General features: G+C 58.1%; 15 protein-coding genes. 6 read left to right on the forward strand and 9 right to left on the reverse strand.

The features are described 5' to 3' along the window. Positions 1-28 precede the first annotated feature (28 nt). Complete coding sequence (motA, locus tag GOW31_RS18275; RefSeq protein ID WP_152459429.1) at positions 29-898, forward strand: flagellar motor stator protein MotA; 870 nt, start codon at positions 29-31, stop codon at positions 896-898. Beyond that, positions 895-3,030: a hypothetical protein gene (locus GOW31_RS18280; RefSeq protein ID WP_171172055.1), complete on the forward strand. Its 2,136-nt coding sequence runs from the start codon at positions 895-897 to the stop codon at positions 3,028-3,030. The genes motA and GOW31_RS18280 overlap by 4 nt, the downstream gene beginning before the upstream one ends. A gap of 160 nt (positions 3,031-3,190) precedes the next feature. Here the strand turns inward: GOW31_RS18280 and GOW31_RS18285 are convergent, their stop codons facing one another. After that, positions 3,191-3,343 (reverse strand): hypothetical protein, encoded by a 153-nt coding sequence (locus tag GOW31_RS18285; protein ID WP_171172057.1) that lies wholly within the window; start codon positions 3,341-3,343, stop codon positions 3,191-3,193. Between the two features lie 269 nt (positions 3,344-3,612). Next, positions 3,613-5,067, reverse strand: a complete 1,455-nt coding sequence (gene betB, locus GOW31_RS18290) for a betaine-aldehyde dehydrogenase (RefSeq protein WP_171172059.1) — start codon at positions 5,065-5,067, stop codon at positions 3,613-3,615. 187 nt (positions 5,068-5,254) lie between these two features. Here betB and GOW31_RS18295 point away from each other — a divergent pair, with 187 nt between their 5' ends. After that, entirely contained in the window at positions 5,255-5,584 is a 330-nt protein-coding gene (locus GOW31_RS18295; protein WP_171172061.1) for a hypothetical protein, read from the forward strand. A 7-nt stretch (positions 5,585-5,591) separates the two neighbouring features. On the opposite strand, the gene GOW31_RS18300 is transcribed toward GOW31_RS18295, so the two are convergent. Together GOW31_RS18300 and GOW31_RS18305 are read right to left on the reverse strand one after the other, a co-directional pair. Continuing rightward, positions 5,592-6,101 carry a potassium channel family protein gene (locus GOW31_RS18300; RefSeq protein ID WP_171172063.1) on the reverse strand — a complete coding sequence of 170 codons (510 nt, stop codon included), beginning with the start codon at positions 6,099-6,101 and terminating at the stop codon, positions 5,592-5,594. Positions 6,102-6,166: 65 nt separating this feature from the next. Further along, on the reverse strand, positions 6,167-7,072 hold the full coding sequence (locus GOW31_RS18305; protein WP_171172066.1) for a rhodanese-related sulfurtransferase: 906 nt from the start codon (positions 7,070-7,072) through the stop codon (positions 6,167-6,169). 96 nt (positions 7,073-7,168) lie between these two features. Here GOW31_RS18305 and pncA point away from each other — a divergent pair, with 96 nt between their 5' ends. After that, positions 7,169-7,762, forward strand: a complete 594-nt coding sequence (pncA, locus tag GOW31_RS18310) for a bifunctional nicotinamidase/pyrazinamidase (RefSeq protein WP_171172068.1) — start codon at positions 7,169-7,171, stop codon at positions 7,760-7,762. Here the strand turns inward: pncA and GOW31_RS18315 are convergent. Continuing rightward, a complete protein-coding gene (locus tag GOW31_RS18315; RefSeq protein WP_171117089.1) occupies positions 7,759-8,289 on the reverse strand; it encodes a hypothetical protein in 531 nt (176 codons plus the stop codon). The genes pncA and GOW31_RS18315 overlap by 4 nt on opposite strands. A gap of 164 nt (positions 8,290-8,453) precedes the next feature. Between GOW31_RS18315 and pncB the strand changes: the two genes are divergently transcribed. Next, positions 8,454-9,746: a nicotinate phosphoribosyltransferase gene (pncB, locus tag GOW31_RS18320; protein WP_152459437.1), complete on the forward strand. Its 1,293-nt coding sequence runs from the start codon at positions 8,454-8,456 to the stop codon at positions 9,744-9,746. Between the two features lie 87 nt (positions 9,747-9,833). Next, on the forward strand, positions 9,834-10,994 hold the full coding sequence (locus tag GOW31_RS18325) for a hypothetical protein (RefSeq protein WP_171172071.1): 1,161 nt from the start codon (positions 9,834-9,836) through the stop codon (positions 10,992-10,994). Between the two features lie 16 nt (positions 10,995-11,010). Here the strand turns inward: GOW31_RS18325 and GOW31_RS18330 are convergent, their stop codons facing one another. From GOW31_RS18330 to GOW31_RS18345, 4 genes are read right to left on the reverse strand one after another with little or no spacing between them, the layout of a single operon-like run. Further along, positions 11,011-12,462 carry an aldehyde dehydrogenase family protein gene (locus GOW31_RS18330; protein WP_171172073.1) on the reverse strand — a complete coding sequence of 484 codons (1,452 nt, stop codon included), beginning with the start codon at positions 12,460-12,462 and terminating at the stop codon, positions 11,011-11,013. 34 nt (positions 12,463-12,496) lie between these two features. Further along, positions 12,497-14,095 (reverse strand): ABC transporter ATP-binding protein, encoded by a 1,599-nt coding sequence (locus GOW31_RS18335; protein WP_171172075.1) that lies wholly within the window; start codon positions 14,093-14,095, stop codon positions 12,497-12,499. Further along, positions 14,092-14,907, reverse strand: coding sequence for an ABC transporter permease (locus tag GOW31_RS18340; RefSeq protein ID WP_171172077.1), 816 nt, complete (start codon positions 14,905-14,907; stop codon positions 14,092-14,094). The genes GOW31_RS18335 and GOW31_RS18340 overlap by 4 nt, the downstream gene beginning before the upstream one ends. Beyond that, positions 14,904-15,851: an ABC transporter permease gene (locus GOW31_RS18345; protein WP_171172078.1), complete on the reverse strand. Its 948-nt coding sequence runs from the start codon at positions 15,849-15,851 to the stop codon at positions 14,904-14,906. The genes GOW31_RS18340 and GOW31_RS18345 overlap by 4 nt, the downstream gene beginning before the upstream one ends. Between the last annotated feature and the right edge of the window lie 40 nt (positions 15,852-15,891).

Raw genomic sequence — 15,891 nt, forward strand, 5'->3', positions numbered from 1 at the left:
TCGCACAGAACTCATCTGGAGATCTCAAATGATTGGAATTGTTGGAATTGTTGTCATCTTCGTAATGGTCTTCGGCGGCTATCTCGCGGCAGGTGGCAAGATGACCATCATCATGAAATCTCTTCCCTTCGAAATGATGATGATCGGTGGTGCCGCCGTAGGAGCCTTTCTGATCAGCAATGACATGGGCGGCGTGAAACATACGATCAAAGACATGGCCAAGGTTTTCAAGGGCCCGAAATGGAAGCCCGAAGACTATCGTGACCTTCTGTGCCTTCTGTTTTCGTTGATCCGCATTGCCCGCGCCAACCCTGTTGAGGTCGAGCAGCATATAGAAGACCCCGAAAACTCCAGCTTGTTTTCCGCATACCCCAAGATCCAATCAGACAAGGAGGCCGTCGACCTGATTTGTGACACCATGCGGTCGGCGGCGATGAATTATGACGATCCGCATCAGGTTGAAGAGGTTCTGGAGAAGCGCATGGAGGCGAATTTTCATCACGCCATGCACTCAAGCCATGCGCTTCAAACAGTAGCAGACGGCCTGCCCGCGCTGGGGATCGTTGCTGCGGTTCTGGGCGTGATCAAGACGATGGGATCAATCGATCAGCCGCCCGAAGTGCTGGGGAAGCTGATTGGGGGTGCCCTGGTAGGCACGTTCCTGGGCGTTTTTCTGGCCTATGGTCTGGTCGGCCCCTTCGCAGGCAAACTGAAAGCCGTGGTTGAAGAAGACAACCACTTTTATCAGCTGATCAAAGAAGTACTGGTGGCCAACCTGCACAACCACAATGCCGCCATGTGCATTGAAGTCGGACGCCAGAACACCCCAACCCATAACCGCCCGGGCTTTTCCGAGCTGGAAGACGCATTGAAAGAGCTCAAGCAGGCTGCGGCATGAAGCGCATCGGGTTTCTGATTGCGGTTTTGGTCATGGCTGCATCTGCCGTGACTGCACAGGACGTGGTGGTGCGATCCGGTGAGCATGACGGATTCACACGTCTGGTTTTCGACGTGCCACCGGACACCCGCTGGGTGCTGGCGCAACGGAAGAACGGCGCCAGCCTTACCATTGCCCTGGACGATGTCACATTCAAAACCAGCTCGGTTTTTGGGCGTTTGACCACGAACCGCCTGGCCTCATTGTCGCAGGAAAACCCCGGCAGCGCTTTGGAGCTGGAGTTCGGGTGCGACTGCGTGGCGTCGGCGTTTCTGTACAGAAACTCGATGATCGTACTGGACATCGCGCCAGGGGAATTGTTGCCGCCGCTTCTTGAGAATGTACCGCCACCCTTGATCGGAAAAACGGCCGAAGGCAAACCGCCATCGGTTGAGACAGGGTTGCATCTTCCGCTCCTCACCATGACTGAGCAGGGGATAAAAGACCAGCTGTCCACTCGTCTTCTGCAAGGGACCGATCGCAAGTTGCTGGATTTGAAGCTTGCTCCTGTCGGGCCACGCAATACCGCCCCGTCCGGTACAAGCGTTGTGCCGCCCCGATTGCGTTCGAACGTACGTCTGACCACGGTTCTGGACGATTTGCAGAATGTTTTGAACGTAGAACTGCAACCAATTGACCACAGACCGGCCTGCATCTCGACTGCTGAGCTGAATTTTGCGGCCTGGTCAGGGGACACGCCTTTTCCGGATCAGGTATCAGCTCTCCGCTCTGGGCTGTACAAAGAGTTTGACAAACTTGACGGCGAAAAGGCCATGAACTTGGCCAGGCTCTACGCCTCTTTCGGTTTCGGAGCCGAAGCGTTGAGTGTCTTGAGGCTGTTGGAGACGCCGCCAAAGGGCTTCGAGCCCGTTGCGGCAATTGCGCGGGTTGTAGATAACCGGCCGCCGCTGCCCAGGAATCCATTCAACGACCTGCAACGATGTGACAGCGATGCCGCGCTTTGGGCTGTGTTGTCCGAAGGGGAACTGGCACCTGACGCAAACGTGGAAGCAATCGAAAACGCGTATTCAAGACTGCCGGATCATCTTCGCCGCCAGCTGGGGCCGCGGTTATCAGAAATACTGGTGAGCGCACAACAACTGGAGGCTGCCCGCAGAATCCTTCGTTCGGTTGACCGGATTGAACCGGAAACGACATCCCGTTTCGCTCAGGCCAAAGCCAGCGTTGCCAAGGCGGAAGGGGACAGTGACCGTGAAGAAGAGTTGTTGACCGAGGTTATAACCTCTACCGACGCCGCCACTGAATCTCCGCTGGCTTTGGCGCGCCTGGTGGAAAAACGTTGGTCTGAACGCAAAGCTGTTTCTTCTCAGGAGCTTGATCTGGCGGCATCTTATGCGGTCGAGTTCAGACGATCGGAGCTGGGCCCGGTGATGAACCGCACCTATGCGATCGCTCTGAGCCTGAGCCAGGAATTCGACCGCGCATTTGACGTGATCAAAGCGCAGCCACCCGGGCCCGATAGTGACGGCGCGATCAATCGGCACCTGCAATTGCTTGCCGAAAGATCGGATGACGCAACCTTTCTACGCCAGACGATGGAGGTAATGCAGCCGGACATGACGGCAGTGCTGACAACCGATACTGCAATTGCATTGGCAAGCCGTCTTGCTGATCTGGGCTTTGCTCAGCAGACATTCGCGCTGGCGAACAGACCGGAAGATCAGTCTCGGCGCTCGGATCGGGCTCGGTTGCGGGCTCGGGCCGCTTTGCTGTCGGGGCGTCCTCATCAAGCCCTGCTGGAGCTGGCTGATGACAATTCCGAAGAGGCGATCGCCTTGCGCGCGCAGGCGATGGTTTCAACAGAAGAATTTGCAGCCGCCGGCGATATGCTCCGAGATCTCGAACAAAACGAAGCGGCAAACCGGTACTTCTGGCTGGCCGGAGTATCGGATGAAAGGTTGGAACCTGCGGGCGGGAAATACGCGGCATTGAACCAAACGACCCAAGCCTTGTCTGACCTGCCGGAACGGTTGGCGGAAAAACCGCTGGCAGATGCGGAAAACTTGTTGAAGGACAGCCAGTCGGCCCGCCAGCGGATCGACGAGATGTTGAACGCAGTTGGGGTAAAATGACGTATATCGCGACTGTTCCGGCCGCACCCGGCAAAGTGAACGCCGGTCCCGGTATACCCTGCGATGGGTTTCAACCGCTGGCAACCCGGCGCCGTTGCTTCAAAGCGGATCCAATCAGAACGCCCGATCAGGCGGGATGCAAACAGGGCTCCAACTGCTTTCAAGGATGTTGTGCTCCGGGTTTGACGCCGAAGAACAGGCCGCCGAACTTCAAGCCGCGTTCCTCAACCAAAAAGGTCACGACGGCTGACCGCCCGTAAAGCAACCAATGCTGTGGCATTGGCGGCAGATGCGTGAAAACGAAACGCCCCATCCGAAATACGGCGGTAAGAGTTCCGCGCCTTCAATGAGTTCAGTGGTCAGAGAAATCGCGGACGTGTCTCCTCATCAAACCTGCTGGCCAACCGGCTTGGGATGGCAACGTTTTTGGACACAAATTCTGCAAGCCCGCCTTTTCCGGCACGCTGACAGGCATCGGTATTGCCAGTGCGGTATTGCACGCCACTGGCTGGCGTTTCTTCAGCTCCCGGTGCCGGGCACCGGGAGCTGAGATGTCAAAAACAGCGGACAACCGTCCTTGATTCAGTACGGTGCCTCAACATCATTCATCGAGACATAGACGGTTTTCATCTCCGAGAAATGGTTGATCGCCAGTTTCGAGTTCTCGCGCCCGACACCGGACATTTTCGATCCGCCAAACGGCGCTTCGACCGGGGCAAGGTTGTAGGTGTTGATATAGCAAGTGCCAGCTTCGAATCCGGCCACGATTCGATGCGCCCGGGTCAGATCATTCGTGAAGACACCTGCGGCCAGACCGAACTCGGTGTCATTGGCGCGGGCCATCACCTCTTCCTCGGTCTCGAAATCCAGCACCGACATGACGGGGCCAAAGATTTCCTCGCGCGCGATGGTCATGTTGTCCGTGACGTCAGCAAAAACCGTAGGCTGCACAAAATAGCCGTCTCTTTCGATCCGTTCACCGCCATAAACCAATCTTGCGCCTTCGGCTTTGCCCTTTTCGATATAGCCCAGGGTGATGTTCATCTGGTTCTCGCTGACCATCGGGCCAAAGCTGACGTCCTCGTCCATTGGATCGCCGGTTTTCGCGTGCGCCAGACGTTCCGACAGACGTTTCAGGAATGCCTCTTTGATACCTTTCTGAACGAAGACGCGGGTGCCGTTGGAACAAACCTGGCCCGAAGAGTAGAAATTGCCCAGTATCGCACCTGATACAGCGTTTTCGATGTCGGCATCGTCAAAGACGATCATCGGGGATTTGCCGCCAAGTTCCATGGTCACATGCTTCATGCCATCCGCCGCAGCAGCATAGACCTTGCGGCCCGTCGGCACAGAACCTGTCAAAGAGACCTTGGCCACGCGCGGATCAGAGACCAGCGAAGCACCGACATCACCGTAACCCTGGATCACGTTGTAGACACCCTTGGGTGCGCCGGCCTCGACAAGAATTTCGGCCACTTTCAATGCTGAAAGGGGCGTGGTTTCCGAAGGTTTGAATACCATCGTGTTGCCGCAAGCCAGTGCAGGTGCACCTTTCCAGCAGGCGATCTGCGTGGGGTAATTCCAGGCGCCGATCCCGACGCACACGCCCAGCGCCTCGCGGATGGTATAGACGAAATCCCCCCCGCCCAGCGGAATATGCTCGCCAGTCAGAGAGGCTGCCAATCCACCAAAATACTCCAGCGCATCGGCCCCCGAGGTGGCATCGGCCACTGTGGTTTCCTGAATCGGCTTGCCGGTATCATGGGTTTCCAGAACGGACAGGTCGTAATTGCGTTCGCGCATGATATCAGAGGCGCGGCGCAGGATGCGGCCACGTTCCGTCCCGGACAGGGCCGCCCATGCTGCCTGAGCGTTTTTTGCACTGTTTAGAGCCTGTTCCACGATCGCCGGCGTCGCTGAATGCAACCGTGCAATCACTTCGCCTGTAGCGGGATAGATCACTTCGATGGCCGCGCCGTTTGTATCTTCGACATATTCGCCGTCAATGAAATGGCTGGCCCGGGGCTGAAACTTCATACCGTGTCCTTTTCTTTCGCACCCGTCAGGACGGGACAAATGGTCAGTCGAAAATCGGCCTATCGGTTATTGATTGACCAGTCAATAAAATCATCGAAGGGGCGGCTTTACGCCTGTCGAACCCCGTAAACCTTGAAATTTTCGGTTAATGTTCTATTTATGTTCTGCATAGTCAGAGGACAAACCGATGGCCCAGCAAACACGCCCCACAGCCTTGAACGGGCTGAACAACGACTATCACCTGCTTCCGGTCACCGATCGGCAGATGCGGTATGCGCGTGCGATTGCCGAGAAGTCAGCCCTTGAGATTCCGGTTGAGGCACAGCGTGACCGGCGGCTTTTGTCTGACTGGATTTCAGCCCACAAACCACGCGGGACCTCGCAGTTCGACAATTACCCGACGGGAAAACAAGTCGCGTTTGCCGAGCGGATTTCACGCAGCAAGCGCCGCCCGATCCCATCCGAGTGTTTCCGCGACAAGAAAATGATGTCGCGATGGATCGATCACAACAAATAGCCCCTAATTAGGGTCTATCCGGATCGTGGTTGCGGGCATAAAGCGAAACTGCTGCGGCAACAAACATCCCCAGCAGGATATAGCCCGTTACGGCCTCGGACACAGCGAGCCCACGGCACAGACCGGTCGGGGACATGTCGCCATATCCGACTGTGGTGAAGGTGACATAGGAAAAATACAGGATATCCCCCGGACCCTGCGCACCGATGACACAGTGGTCGTTATACCCAAAGGCCCCGTAAACTGCGGCGAACAGGAATGGAACAACCTGTATGAACGAAACACCCATCAGAAACAAAAGCCTGCGGGGCGATTTCACCTGTGTCATGTAATACCAGGACTGTGACACCAGCCAGATCAACAGCCCGATTGAGGCGACTGTGCCAATCGTATCGCCCGCAGCCGCCTCGCTCAGGCGGGACAGGCCATACCAAGCCAGGAAGCTAGCAAGGACCAGCCCCAGTGCCGCAATCAGGGTCGATTTCCATTCGTCCAATGTCGTGGGTTTGCGATGCATGAACGCCCCCTCAATCCGGATTTCGGGCAATCATCCGACCTAAAGGCATCGCCCGCAACCCGAATTCAATCCTGCCGCAAATGCGCCTCATCCCGTTCCCGCGCCAGCAGGATCTGCTTTTGCCGCTCGCGAAAGCGCATTTTGTCAGCATCGGACGTCTCATTGATGCATTGATGGCATGAAACGCCATGCTCGTATTCCGGGCGCTTCATATCCTCGGGCAGGATTGGACGACGGCAGCCATGACAAAGCTTGTGCGGCCCTTCAACAAGACCGTGGCCAACTGAAACGCGATTGTCGAACACAAAGCATTCACCCTGCCAGGAACTGTCTTCGGCGGGGATTTCCTCAAGATATCGCAGGATACCGCCTTTGAGGTGATAGACATCTTCGACCCCCTGCCCCAACAGGTAGTTGGTGGATTTCTCGCAACGGATACCGCCCGTGCAGAACATGGCGACCCGCTTGTTGTGAAAGCGGTCCTTGTTCTGTTCCCACCATGCCGGGAAATCGCGGAAACTGGCCGTTTCAGGGTCTATTGCGCCTTCAAACGTCCCGATTGCCACTTCGTAATCGTTTCGCGTGTCGATCAAAACCACATCGTCAGAGCGGATCAGGTCATTCCACTCCTGCGGGTCGACATAGTTGCCGACACGGGCGCGCGGGTCCACGTCGGGCTGGCCCATAGTCACGATCTCTTTCTTCAGCCGCACCTTCATCTTGCCGAAAGGCGGATGCTCCGAGGTCGCTTCTTTCCACTCCAGATCAGCGCAACCGGGCAAGGATCGGATATGTGACAGCACAGCGTCAATTCCGGCCCGCGGGCCGGCGATCGTGCCGTTGATCCCTTCCTGGGCAAGCAGCAGCGTACCTGTGACGGACTGCGCACGGCACAGGTCCAGCAAGGGGTCGCGCAATGCGGCCGGATCCGCGAAACGGGTAAAGTGATAGAGGGCAGCGATTGTGTACATACGCGCGATCTACCTTTGCAGACCCAGAGTCGCAAGGGATTGCATTGACGCCCCGCGCGCCGCCGCCTACCGATAGAGCGGTAAAAGGAGGCCGCCATGACCCATGCTTTGCTCGTGATCGATGTCCAGAACGACTTCTGCCCAGGTGGGGCACTGGCCGTGGCAGAAGGGGACGAGATCGTCGCACCGATAAACGCCATGATGGATGAATTCGACGCCGTGATCCTGACTCAGGATTGGCATCCGGCGGGGCATTCTTCGTTTGCCAGTTCCCACGATGGCAAAAACCCGTTCGACCTGGTCGACATGCCCTATGGCCCACAGGTTCTGTGGCCCGACCACTGCGTGAAAGGCACACGCGGCGCCGGTTTTCATCCCGAATTGCGCACGGATGGCGACCTGATCCTTCGCAAGGGATTCCGCAGTGCCATCGACAGCTATTCCGCGTTCTTCGAGAATGACCACCAGACACCGACAGGCCTTAAAGGCTATTTGGATACACGAGGCATCGACCGTTTGACCCTTGTGGGATTGGCCACCGATTACTGCGTGCGTTATTCTGCGGTAGATGCCGCCAGGTTGGGTTTCGACGTCACGGTTCGCATGGGTGCCTGTCGCGCGATTGACATGGACGGTTCGCTGGCAGCCGCCGAGCAGGCGATGCGGGACGCCGGAGTCGCTTTGACCTAAGGTGTGGCCCCTGCGGCAGCCAAAAGCTTGATCATCACGAACAGAACAACCGCCAGACCCAGCGCGAACCCAATGCGCCCTGGTATCGTCCGACGTTCCGGGTTGGTCTGGCTTGACGGTGGTGACGGAACGGGCATCGGCCGGCTGCGTACGATCCCCGCCATGGGCTGCGCCGTTCGCACGTAGTGCAGGAAATCCCAAAGGTTGAAATCGCCGCAATATTCACCCTGAATTCCACGCGCCCTGATGTTTTCAAACAGCGACCGCAGAATTCGCACCCGATCCGCCTGATCTTCGGCTGGAAACACACCAGGCACGATGCCGCTGTTGCGCGACTCGAGGCTGAATCCGGCATCCATGAAAATCTTGCGGATTTTCGGCGATGTTCCACGCAACGCGTCCGCGGCTCTGATATCGCGGAACACAGCACATACCTGGCGTTCCGTATCAGAGGCAGACCCCAGCTTTTCAGGGTCCAGATCTTCCAGCGCTACGTTAACAATATCAAAATCGTACTCGATACCCATTCACAAACTCAGTTTCGACTTTCCATCCCCTCTTCTCACTAACCGGTAAAAACAATGCACAATATGCCGGTATTGTGACGTCAAACTGGCATTGTCACCAAATCAGTGACTCTTGCTATTTCCAGAGTCGATTGATCTAACTACGGAAATCGCAGGAGTTCCCCATGGTCGACATCGCGACCCGCGTCTACAATCACAAATGGAAGATTGACCCGATTGTACGGTCTTTGATCGATACTGATTTCTACAAACTGCTGATGTGCCAGTCAGTGTTTCGAAACAAGCCTCAAACAGATGTCGTGTTTTCGCTGATCAACCGGTCGAATCACGTACCTCTGGCGCGTTTGATCGATGAGGGAGAGCTGCGGGAACAGCTAGATCACATCCGCTCTCTCAGCCTCAGCCGTGGGGAAAGCACCTGGCTGCGCGGCAACATGTTCTATGGAAAACGGCAGATGTTCCGCTCTGACTTCATGGAGTGGTTCGAGAATTTGCGCCTGCCGCCCTATCACCTTGAACGCAAAGGTGACCAATTTGAACTGACCTTTGAAGGCAAGTGGCACGAGGTCATGTTGTGGGAAATTCCCGCGCTGGCGGTGTTGATGGAGCTGCGCTCGCGCGCGGTGCTGAACGATATGCGCCGGTTCGAATTGCAGGTCCTGTACGCCCGCGCGATGACCCGGGTTTGGGAAAAGATCGAAAAGTTGAGCTCGATAAACGGGCTTGGGATCGCGGATTTCGGCACCAGACGGCGGCATTCCTTCCTGTGGCAGGATTGGTGCGTGCAGGCGATGATCGAAGGGCTGGGCGCATCCTTTACCGGCACTTCGAACTGCCTGATCGCCATGCGACGCGAGGTCGAGGCGATCGGCACCAATGCGCATGAACTGCCCATGGTCTATTCCGCGCTGGCCGATACGGATGAAGCGTTGGCGCAGGCGCCTTATGATGTGCTCAGCGACTGGCATGACGAGCATGACGGCAACCTCCGCATCATCCTGCCCGACACCTATGGCACCAAGGGGTTTCTGGACAATGCTCCTGACTGGCTGGCGGGATGGACCGGCATTCGCATCGACAGCGGAGACCCGGCAGCAGCGGCCGAGGTCGCAATAGACTGGTGGAATGCACGCGGCGAAGACCCGACAGGGAAACGGATCATTTTCTCTGACGGTTTGGATGTCGAGAAAATTCAGGAATTGCATGCCCAGTTCGCGGGCCGCGCCAATATTTCCTTCGGTTGGGGAACCTTGCTGACCAACGATTTTCGCGGACTCGTCCCCAATGACGCGCTGGCACCGTTCTCATTGGTCTGCAAAGCGGTATCCGCCAATGGCCGCCCGACGGTGAAACTGTCGGACAACCCTGAAAAGGCGATGGGTCCGGAGGACCAGATCGAACGCTACAAGCGGGTGTTTGGAGTCGGAGCGCAAAAGGCGATCGAGGTGATCGTCTGAACCACGGCGGTGCATTCATCATTTATCGGCACCTCACCTGATGCTATTTTGGAAGGCATTCCCATTGAGCATTAAGGTTGAGACACAATGATTTTTGAACCAAGGAACTTCTACGATACCGGCGGATCCCGGGATGAGCTTTCACTTTTTTCCTACGCCGCATACCTGATATCCCGCGCGCAGTTTCTGCAAGCCGAAGGCGATGACAGCGACCTTTTACTGTTGGGCCGCGATTGGGAAGAAACCGACGATGCCGTTCTGTCCAAACAGCTTGTCATGCTCGGATTCCGGCCAATTGACGACCGCCAAATATCCGCCCACGAATATATGCGTTTCTTTGATGGCCCCGGCGATCCAAGGCCCGTTGACCTGCTTACTTCGCCAGAGCCTGAGGGGTATTACCAACGTTTGTTCGAGGCGATCAGAGCAGCAGAAGAACAGCCGAGCGTCGAACATATTGACGCTGCTTTGAAGCTTGGGCTGGCGGCCCCTGATTCAATTGTTGCTCTTGCCGCACTGAGTTCGTGCCTCAAACTGTATTCGCCGGAATCTTTTCCGCCACGTCTTTGGCTTGGTGTGTTTATGGCACGTTGGGCGCAGTTGGAGCCGCTCTCGCAAGATTTGCTTACTGTGCTGTCGTCCGCTCTGATTTCAGACCCGCCGGGTTCGAAGGTTCCACCGGCGCCCGCGCAACAGAAAGCCGGTGCGCCGGGGTTGCTTCTGGTTCATGGCACTCACTTCGAAGTCAATCCCGACCCTACATGGTACTATCCCCATGTCGGAGATCTGCACAATTACATCAGGCCGCATCGCAACGACATCTTTTCAGGGCAGAACTACTATGAATGGGAGGGCCGGTGGTCCGACCGCGGCCGACATATTGCTGCCAAACACTTGAAAAACTGGATAGATCTTGAGGCTTATCACGGCTGCGATGTGGTTGCCCACAGCCACGGCTGCAATGTCGTCATGAAAGCCGCCGAGATGGGGGCACATTTCAACAAGGTCGTTTTCTTGAGCTGCCCGGTACACTGGCACAAGTACAACCTGAATTCAGGCCGGATCAATGTGCCGTATTCTGTTCGGGTCTGGTTTGACCTGGTGATCCTGGCAGATGGCGGAAGACAAAAGTTCCCCGCCAGTGCCAACGTTGCCGACGAGGTCGTCGGAGGTTGGTTCAGTGGGCATTCTGCCACGCGGACATCACAGATTTGGGGCAATCATACATTGGAAGCAAAGCTGATCTGAATTGCCTGGGGAAATGTTATCCGTGAAACGCGGCAACTGTCTTCAACTGTGAAAAGCCGTACAAAGCTTCGAACCCTTTTTCGCGGCCATGGCCGGATTTTCCCACCCCGCCAAACGGCAGTTCAACACCACCGCCTGCACCGTAGTTGTTGATGAAAACCTGACCCGAGTGCAGCGCTTTCGCCAACCGCATCTGCCGCGCGCCATCCCGCGTCCAGACGCTGGCGACCAGGCCGTACTCTGTACTATTCGCTATGGTCAGAGCCTGTTCTTCGGTGTCGAACGGGATCAGAACCTGGACGGGGCCGAAAATTTCGTCCTGTGCCAACTGATGATCTGGCGGCACGTCTGCGAACAAAGTGGGCCGGACATAGGCTCCGGTCTCTGGCGCGTCTTCGACAATCTGTCCCTGCGCAGCGATCGTCAGGTCCGTGGCGGTTTTCAGAAAGCCCCTGACAATCTGTCTCTGCCGGTCCGAGATCAACGGCCCAACCCGCAGATCCTGCATCGCCGGGCCGACGGTCAGTTCTTCATAGGCCTTGGACATGCGCGATCTGACCTGCTCATAAACGCCCCGCTGCACCAGGATCCGGGACGAGGCCGAACAGGTCTGGCCCGCATTTTGGATACCCGCATTCACCAGAAACGGCAGCGCCGCATCCAGATCGGCGTCGTCAAAAACCAATTGCGGGGATTTCCCGCCCAGTTCCAGCGTCACGGGCACCACGTTGCGTCCCGCCGCCTGCTGCACAAGGGCCCCTGTGGCAACAGAACCGGTGAACGAGATGTGGTTTACACCCGAATGTCCGGACAGCGCCGCACCCGCCTCGGCCCCCAGACCGGGCACGACATTCAAAGCACCGGCCGGCAGCCCGGCCTGTTGCGCAAGATGGGCAAAGGCCAACGCGGTCAGACAGGCCTCTTCCGCCGGTTTTAGAACACAGGCGTTGCCCATGGCCAACGCCGCCCCGACCGAACGCCCGATAATCTGCATCGGATAGTTCCACGGCACGATATGGCCCGTCACCCCATGTGGTTCGCGCAGGGTATAGACGGTGTAGCCATCGAGATAGGGAATGGTCTCACCCATCACCTTATCCGCCGCACCGCCGTAGAACTCGCAATAGCGCGCCAGGGCGACCGCGTCTGCCCGGGCCTGTGTCAGCGGTTTGCCGACATCCATCGCCTCAAGCCGCGCCAGGTCGTCCACCCGTTCCAGCACCAGCTGGCCCAGCCGGGTCAGGATGCGGCCGCGTTCCAACGCCGTCTTTCGCCGCCAATCACCATTCAACGCAGAACGGGCGGCTTGTACCGCCGCGTCGATATCCGCCTCGGACCCTCGGGCGATCCGGCAGATCTCGGTCCCGTCCGAAGGGTTGATCAAGGGCAGACTTCCGCCCGCAGCCGCCTGGCTCCAGCGCCCGCCGATCAGGCACAAGGTGGGATCAAACCAAATCTTCTGGGTCATTTTGGGGCCTCCAATCAGGCTCTAACAAGGGACTTTATGCCATCAGTGGCCTTATCTCGGGCAACCGGGGCGCAGCGGCAATCAGGGTTTGCGTATAGGGATGTTGCGGATCTTCGAACACCTGCTTGGTCTGACCCTGTTCGACGATCCGCCCGGACTGCATCACAAGCACACGGTCCGTGATCGTGCGGACAACGCTCAGGTCATGGCTGATGAACAGATAGGTCAGGTCATAGGCGTCGCACAGTTCAGCGAGCAGATCGAGGATCTGAGCACGGACCGAAACGTCAAGCGCCGAAACCGCCTCGTCGAACAGGATCAGATCGGGCCGGATGATCAGGGCGCGCGCAATGGCGATCCGTTGCCGTTGCCCGCCCGAGAATTCGTGGATGTACTTGCCCGCGTCGTCGGGGCCGAGGCCGACGGCCGTCAGTATTTCCGAGATCCGATCCTGTCGATCTGATCCGGTGGGCGGGGTGTCCAGCAGGTGGAAAGGCTCGGTGATCAGGCGCGCGACGCGGTGGCGGGGGTTGAAGCTGCCATATGGGTCCTGAAACACAACCTGCATCCTCCGACGCACGGCAAGGTTGGGTTTGTGACCGGTGAATACCGGCTGACCACCCAGCTGGATTTGACCGGACTGAACCTCCTCCAAGCCCAAAATTGCCCGTGTCAGGGTCGATTTTCCGCATCCGGATTCCCCGACCAGCCCCAACCGCTCGCCTCGGTTGAGGCAGAAGCTGACACCATCCACCGCCCGGTGATGGCGCGGCGCGTCCAACAGGCCTTTTCGGGGCAATCGGTAGTCCCGGACAACCTGGGTTACCTCCAGCAACGTTTGCGGGTGCGCGGGTTCCGCCAAAGTGACCTGATGACCAGACGCCTCGAACAGCATTCGGGTATAAGGGTGTTGCATGTGATGCAGCAGGTGCTGTGTGGCCCCGCTTTCAACCACTTCTCCGTGGCGCATGACGATGATCTGGTCGGCCATGTCAGAGACAACAGCCAGATCATGGGTGATCATAAGCAGCCCCATGTCGTATTCGCGCACCAGCCCCTTGAGCAGGTCGAGAATCTGCGCCTGTGTCGTGACGTCCAGCGCTGTCGTCGGCTCGTCCGCGATCAGCAGCCTGGGGCGCAGAGCGATGGCCATGGCAATGACCACGCGTTGCCGTTGCCCGCCGGACAGTTCGTGTGGATAGCGGGAAAGGGGGAACCGATCAGGCGGCAAGCCGACGCGGGTCAGCACCTCTTTGGCGCGTGTTCGGGCCTGGGTCGGGGGCATCGCCTTGTGGATCAGGATCGTCTCCATCACCTGATCACCGATGGTTTTCACCGGATTGAGCGCTGTCATCGGTTCCTGAAACACCATCCCCACGGACGCGCCGCGCAAGGCGCACAAATCGGGCTCTGACCGTGTCAACAGATCCTGACCGTCCAGCCAGATCGCACCTTCCGTGCTGGCCCCATGCGGCAGCAGTTGCATCACCGCCAATGCGGTCATCGATTTGCCCGAGCCGCTTTCACCCGTCACCGCCACGATCTGGCCGGGATCGATCGGCAAGCTGACCTGTTTCAGAATCGGTATCCCGTGGATCGTCAGCGACAGGTTTTCAATCTGCAACAAACTCATGCCCGCGCCACCCTGATCCGGGGATCCAGCCAGTCGCGCATTCCGTCACCCAACAGGTTCAGACCCAGCACCGTGACGATGATCGACAGACCCGGAAACAGAGCCAAATGCGGGGCAAAACTGACCATCGTCTGCGCGTCTGCCAGCATCCGGCCCCAGCTGGGCGTTGGAGGTTGAGCGCCCAGACCGACATATGACAGGCCCGCTTCGGCCAGAATGCCAAGGCTGAACTGGATGGTCCCCTGCACGATCAGCAGATTGGCCACGTTGGGCAGAATATGTTCAGCCGATATCCGCGCGGCCCCTTTGCCCGACACACGGGCGGCGAGGATGAACTCTCTCTCCCAAAGCGACAAAGCAGCCCCGCGGGTGATACGGGCAAAGACGGGGATGTTGAAAATGCCGATCGCAACAATGGCGTTGATCGCTCCGGCGCCATAGACGGCCGTGATCAGGATGGCGATCACCAGCGAAGGGAAAGCGAAGACCAGATCGTTGCCACGCATGATGACCTCATCCAGCCATGAGCCTTTGCGCGCGGCCGCCGCCAGTCCAAGAGGAACGCCGATTGCCATGCCGATGCCGACGGCCACCAGCGCCACCGCAATTGACGTACGCGCACCGACCATGATCATCGAGAACATGTCGCGGCCGAAATGATCGGTCCCAAACCAATGCTGCCCGTTTGGTGGCTGCAATTTATTGGGAATGTCCAGCGCGGCATGGTCGTAGGGGGTCCAGATGAACGAGACCAACGCGGCCAGAACCACCAGCGACGACAACAAGGCCCCAAGGATCAGGTTCCGGTTCATGTCCTGCTCCTCAGTCGCGGGTCCACGGCCGCATAAGCAAGATCGACAAGGAAATTGACCGTTATCACGGCAAAGACCAGCAGCATCACGACCGATTCCACGACGATGAGGTCACGGGCAGAAATGGCCTGAAACACCAGCCGCCCGAGACCCGGCAGATAGAACACCTGTTCGATGATGATCGACCCCGCCAGCAGGAAGGAAAACTGCAAGCCTATGATGGTAAGTACCGGGATCAGCGCATTTCGCACCCCATGCCGCCAAAGGGCCTGACGGCGGGACAGGCCCTTGGCCCGAGCCGTGCGCATGAAATCCTCACCCAGAATGTCCAGCAAGGCCGACCGCATGACCCGCGCCAGAATCGCCGCCTGTGGCAGGGCAAGCGCCACGGCAGGCAGGGTCAGGGATCGCAGGCCGACCCACAGACCGTCGTTCCAACCGGCAAACCCGCCCGCATTGAACCAGCGCAGATTGATGGCGAAGATCAGCACAAGCATCATCGCGAACCAGAAGTTCGGGACTGCGATGCCAAGCTGCGTCGCCCCCATCACTGCAAGGTCCCCCGGTTTGCCCCGACGCGCAGCGGCATAGATTCCGGCGGGAAAGGCGATCAACGTGGACAGTGTCAGCGCGTAAAGCGCCAGGGGTAACGAAACCCACAGCCGGTCAGCGATCATCTGCGCCACTGGTGTGCGATAGGTGTATGACGTGCCAAAATCGCCCACCAGCATGCCGCCAACCCAGTGGAAATAGCGCTGTATCTTTGACCCATCCAGGCCCAGCTCGGCCCGCAGCGCCGCCAGCGTGTCCTCCTGCGCGTTGACGCCCAGCATGAACGAGGCCGGATCACCCGGGGCAACCTCGATCACGGCGAAGATGACCACCGAGGCGACGGCCAGGCTGACAAGCAAGGAAATCAGTCGTTTGAGGACGTAGCGGAGCATTGGCACCACGTTAGGGTCACATCAGGCACGGGTCCAGCGT

The organism is Ruegeria sp. HKCCA0370 (assembly GCF_013033705.1).
GTDB lineage: Bacteria > Pseudomonadota > Alphaproteobacteria > Rhodobacterales > Rhodobacteraceae > Ruegeria.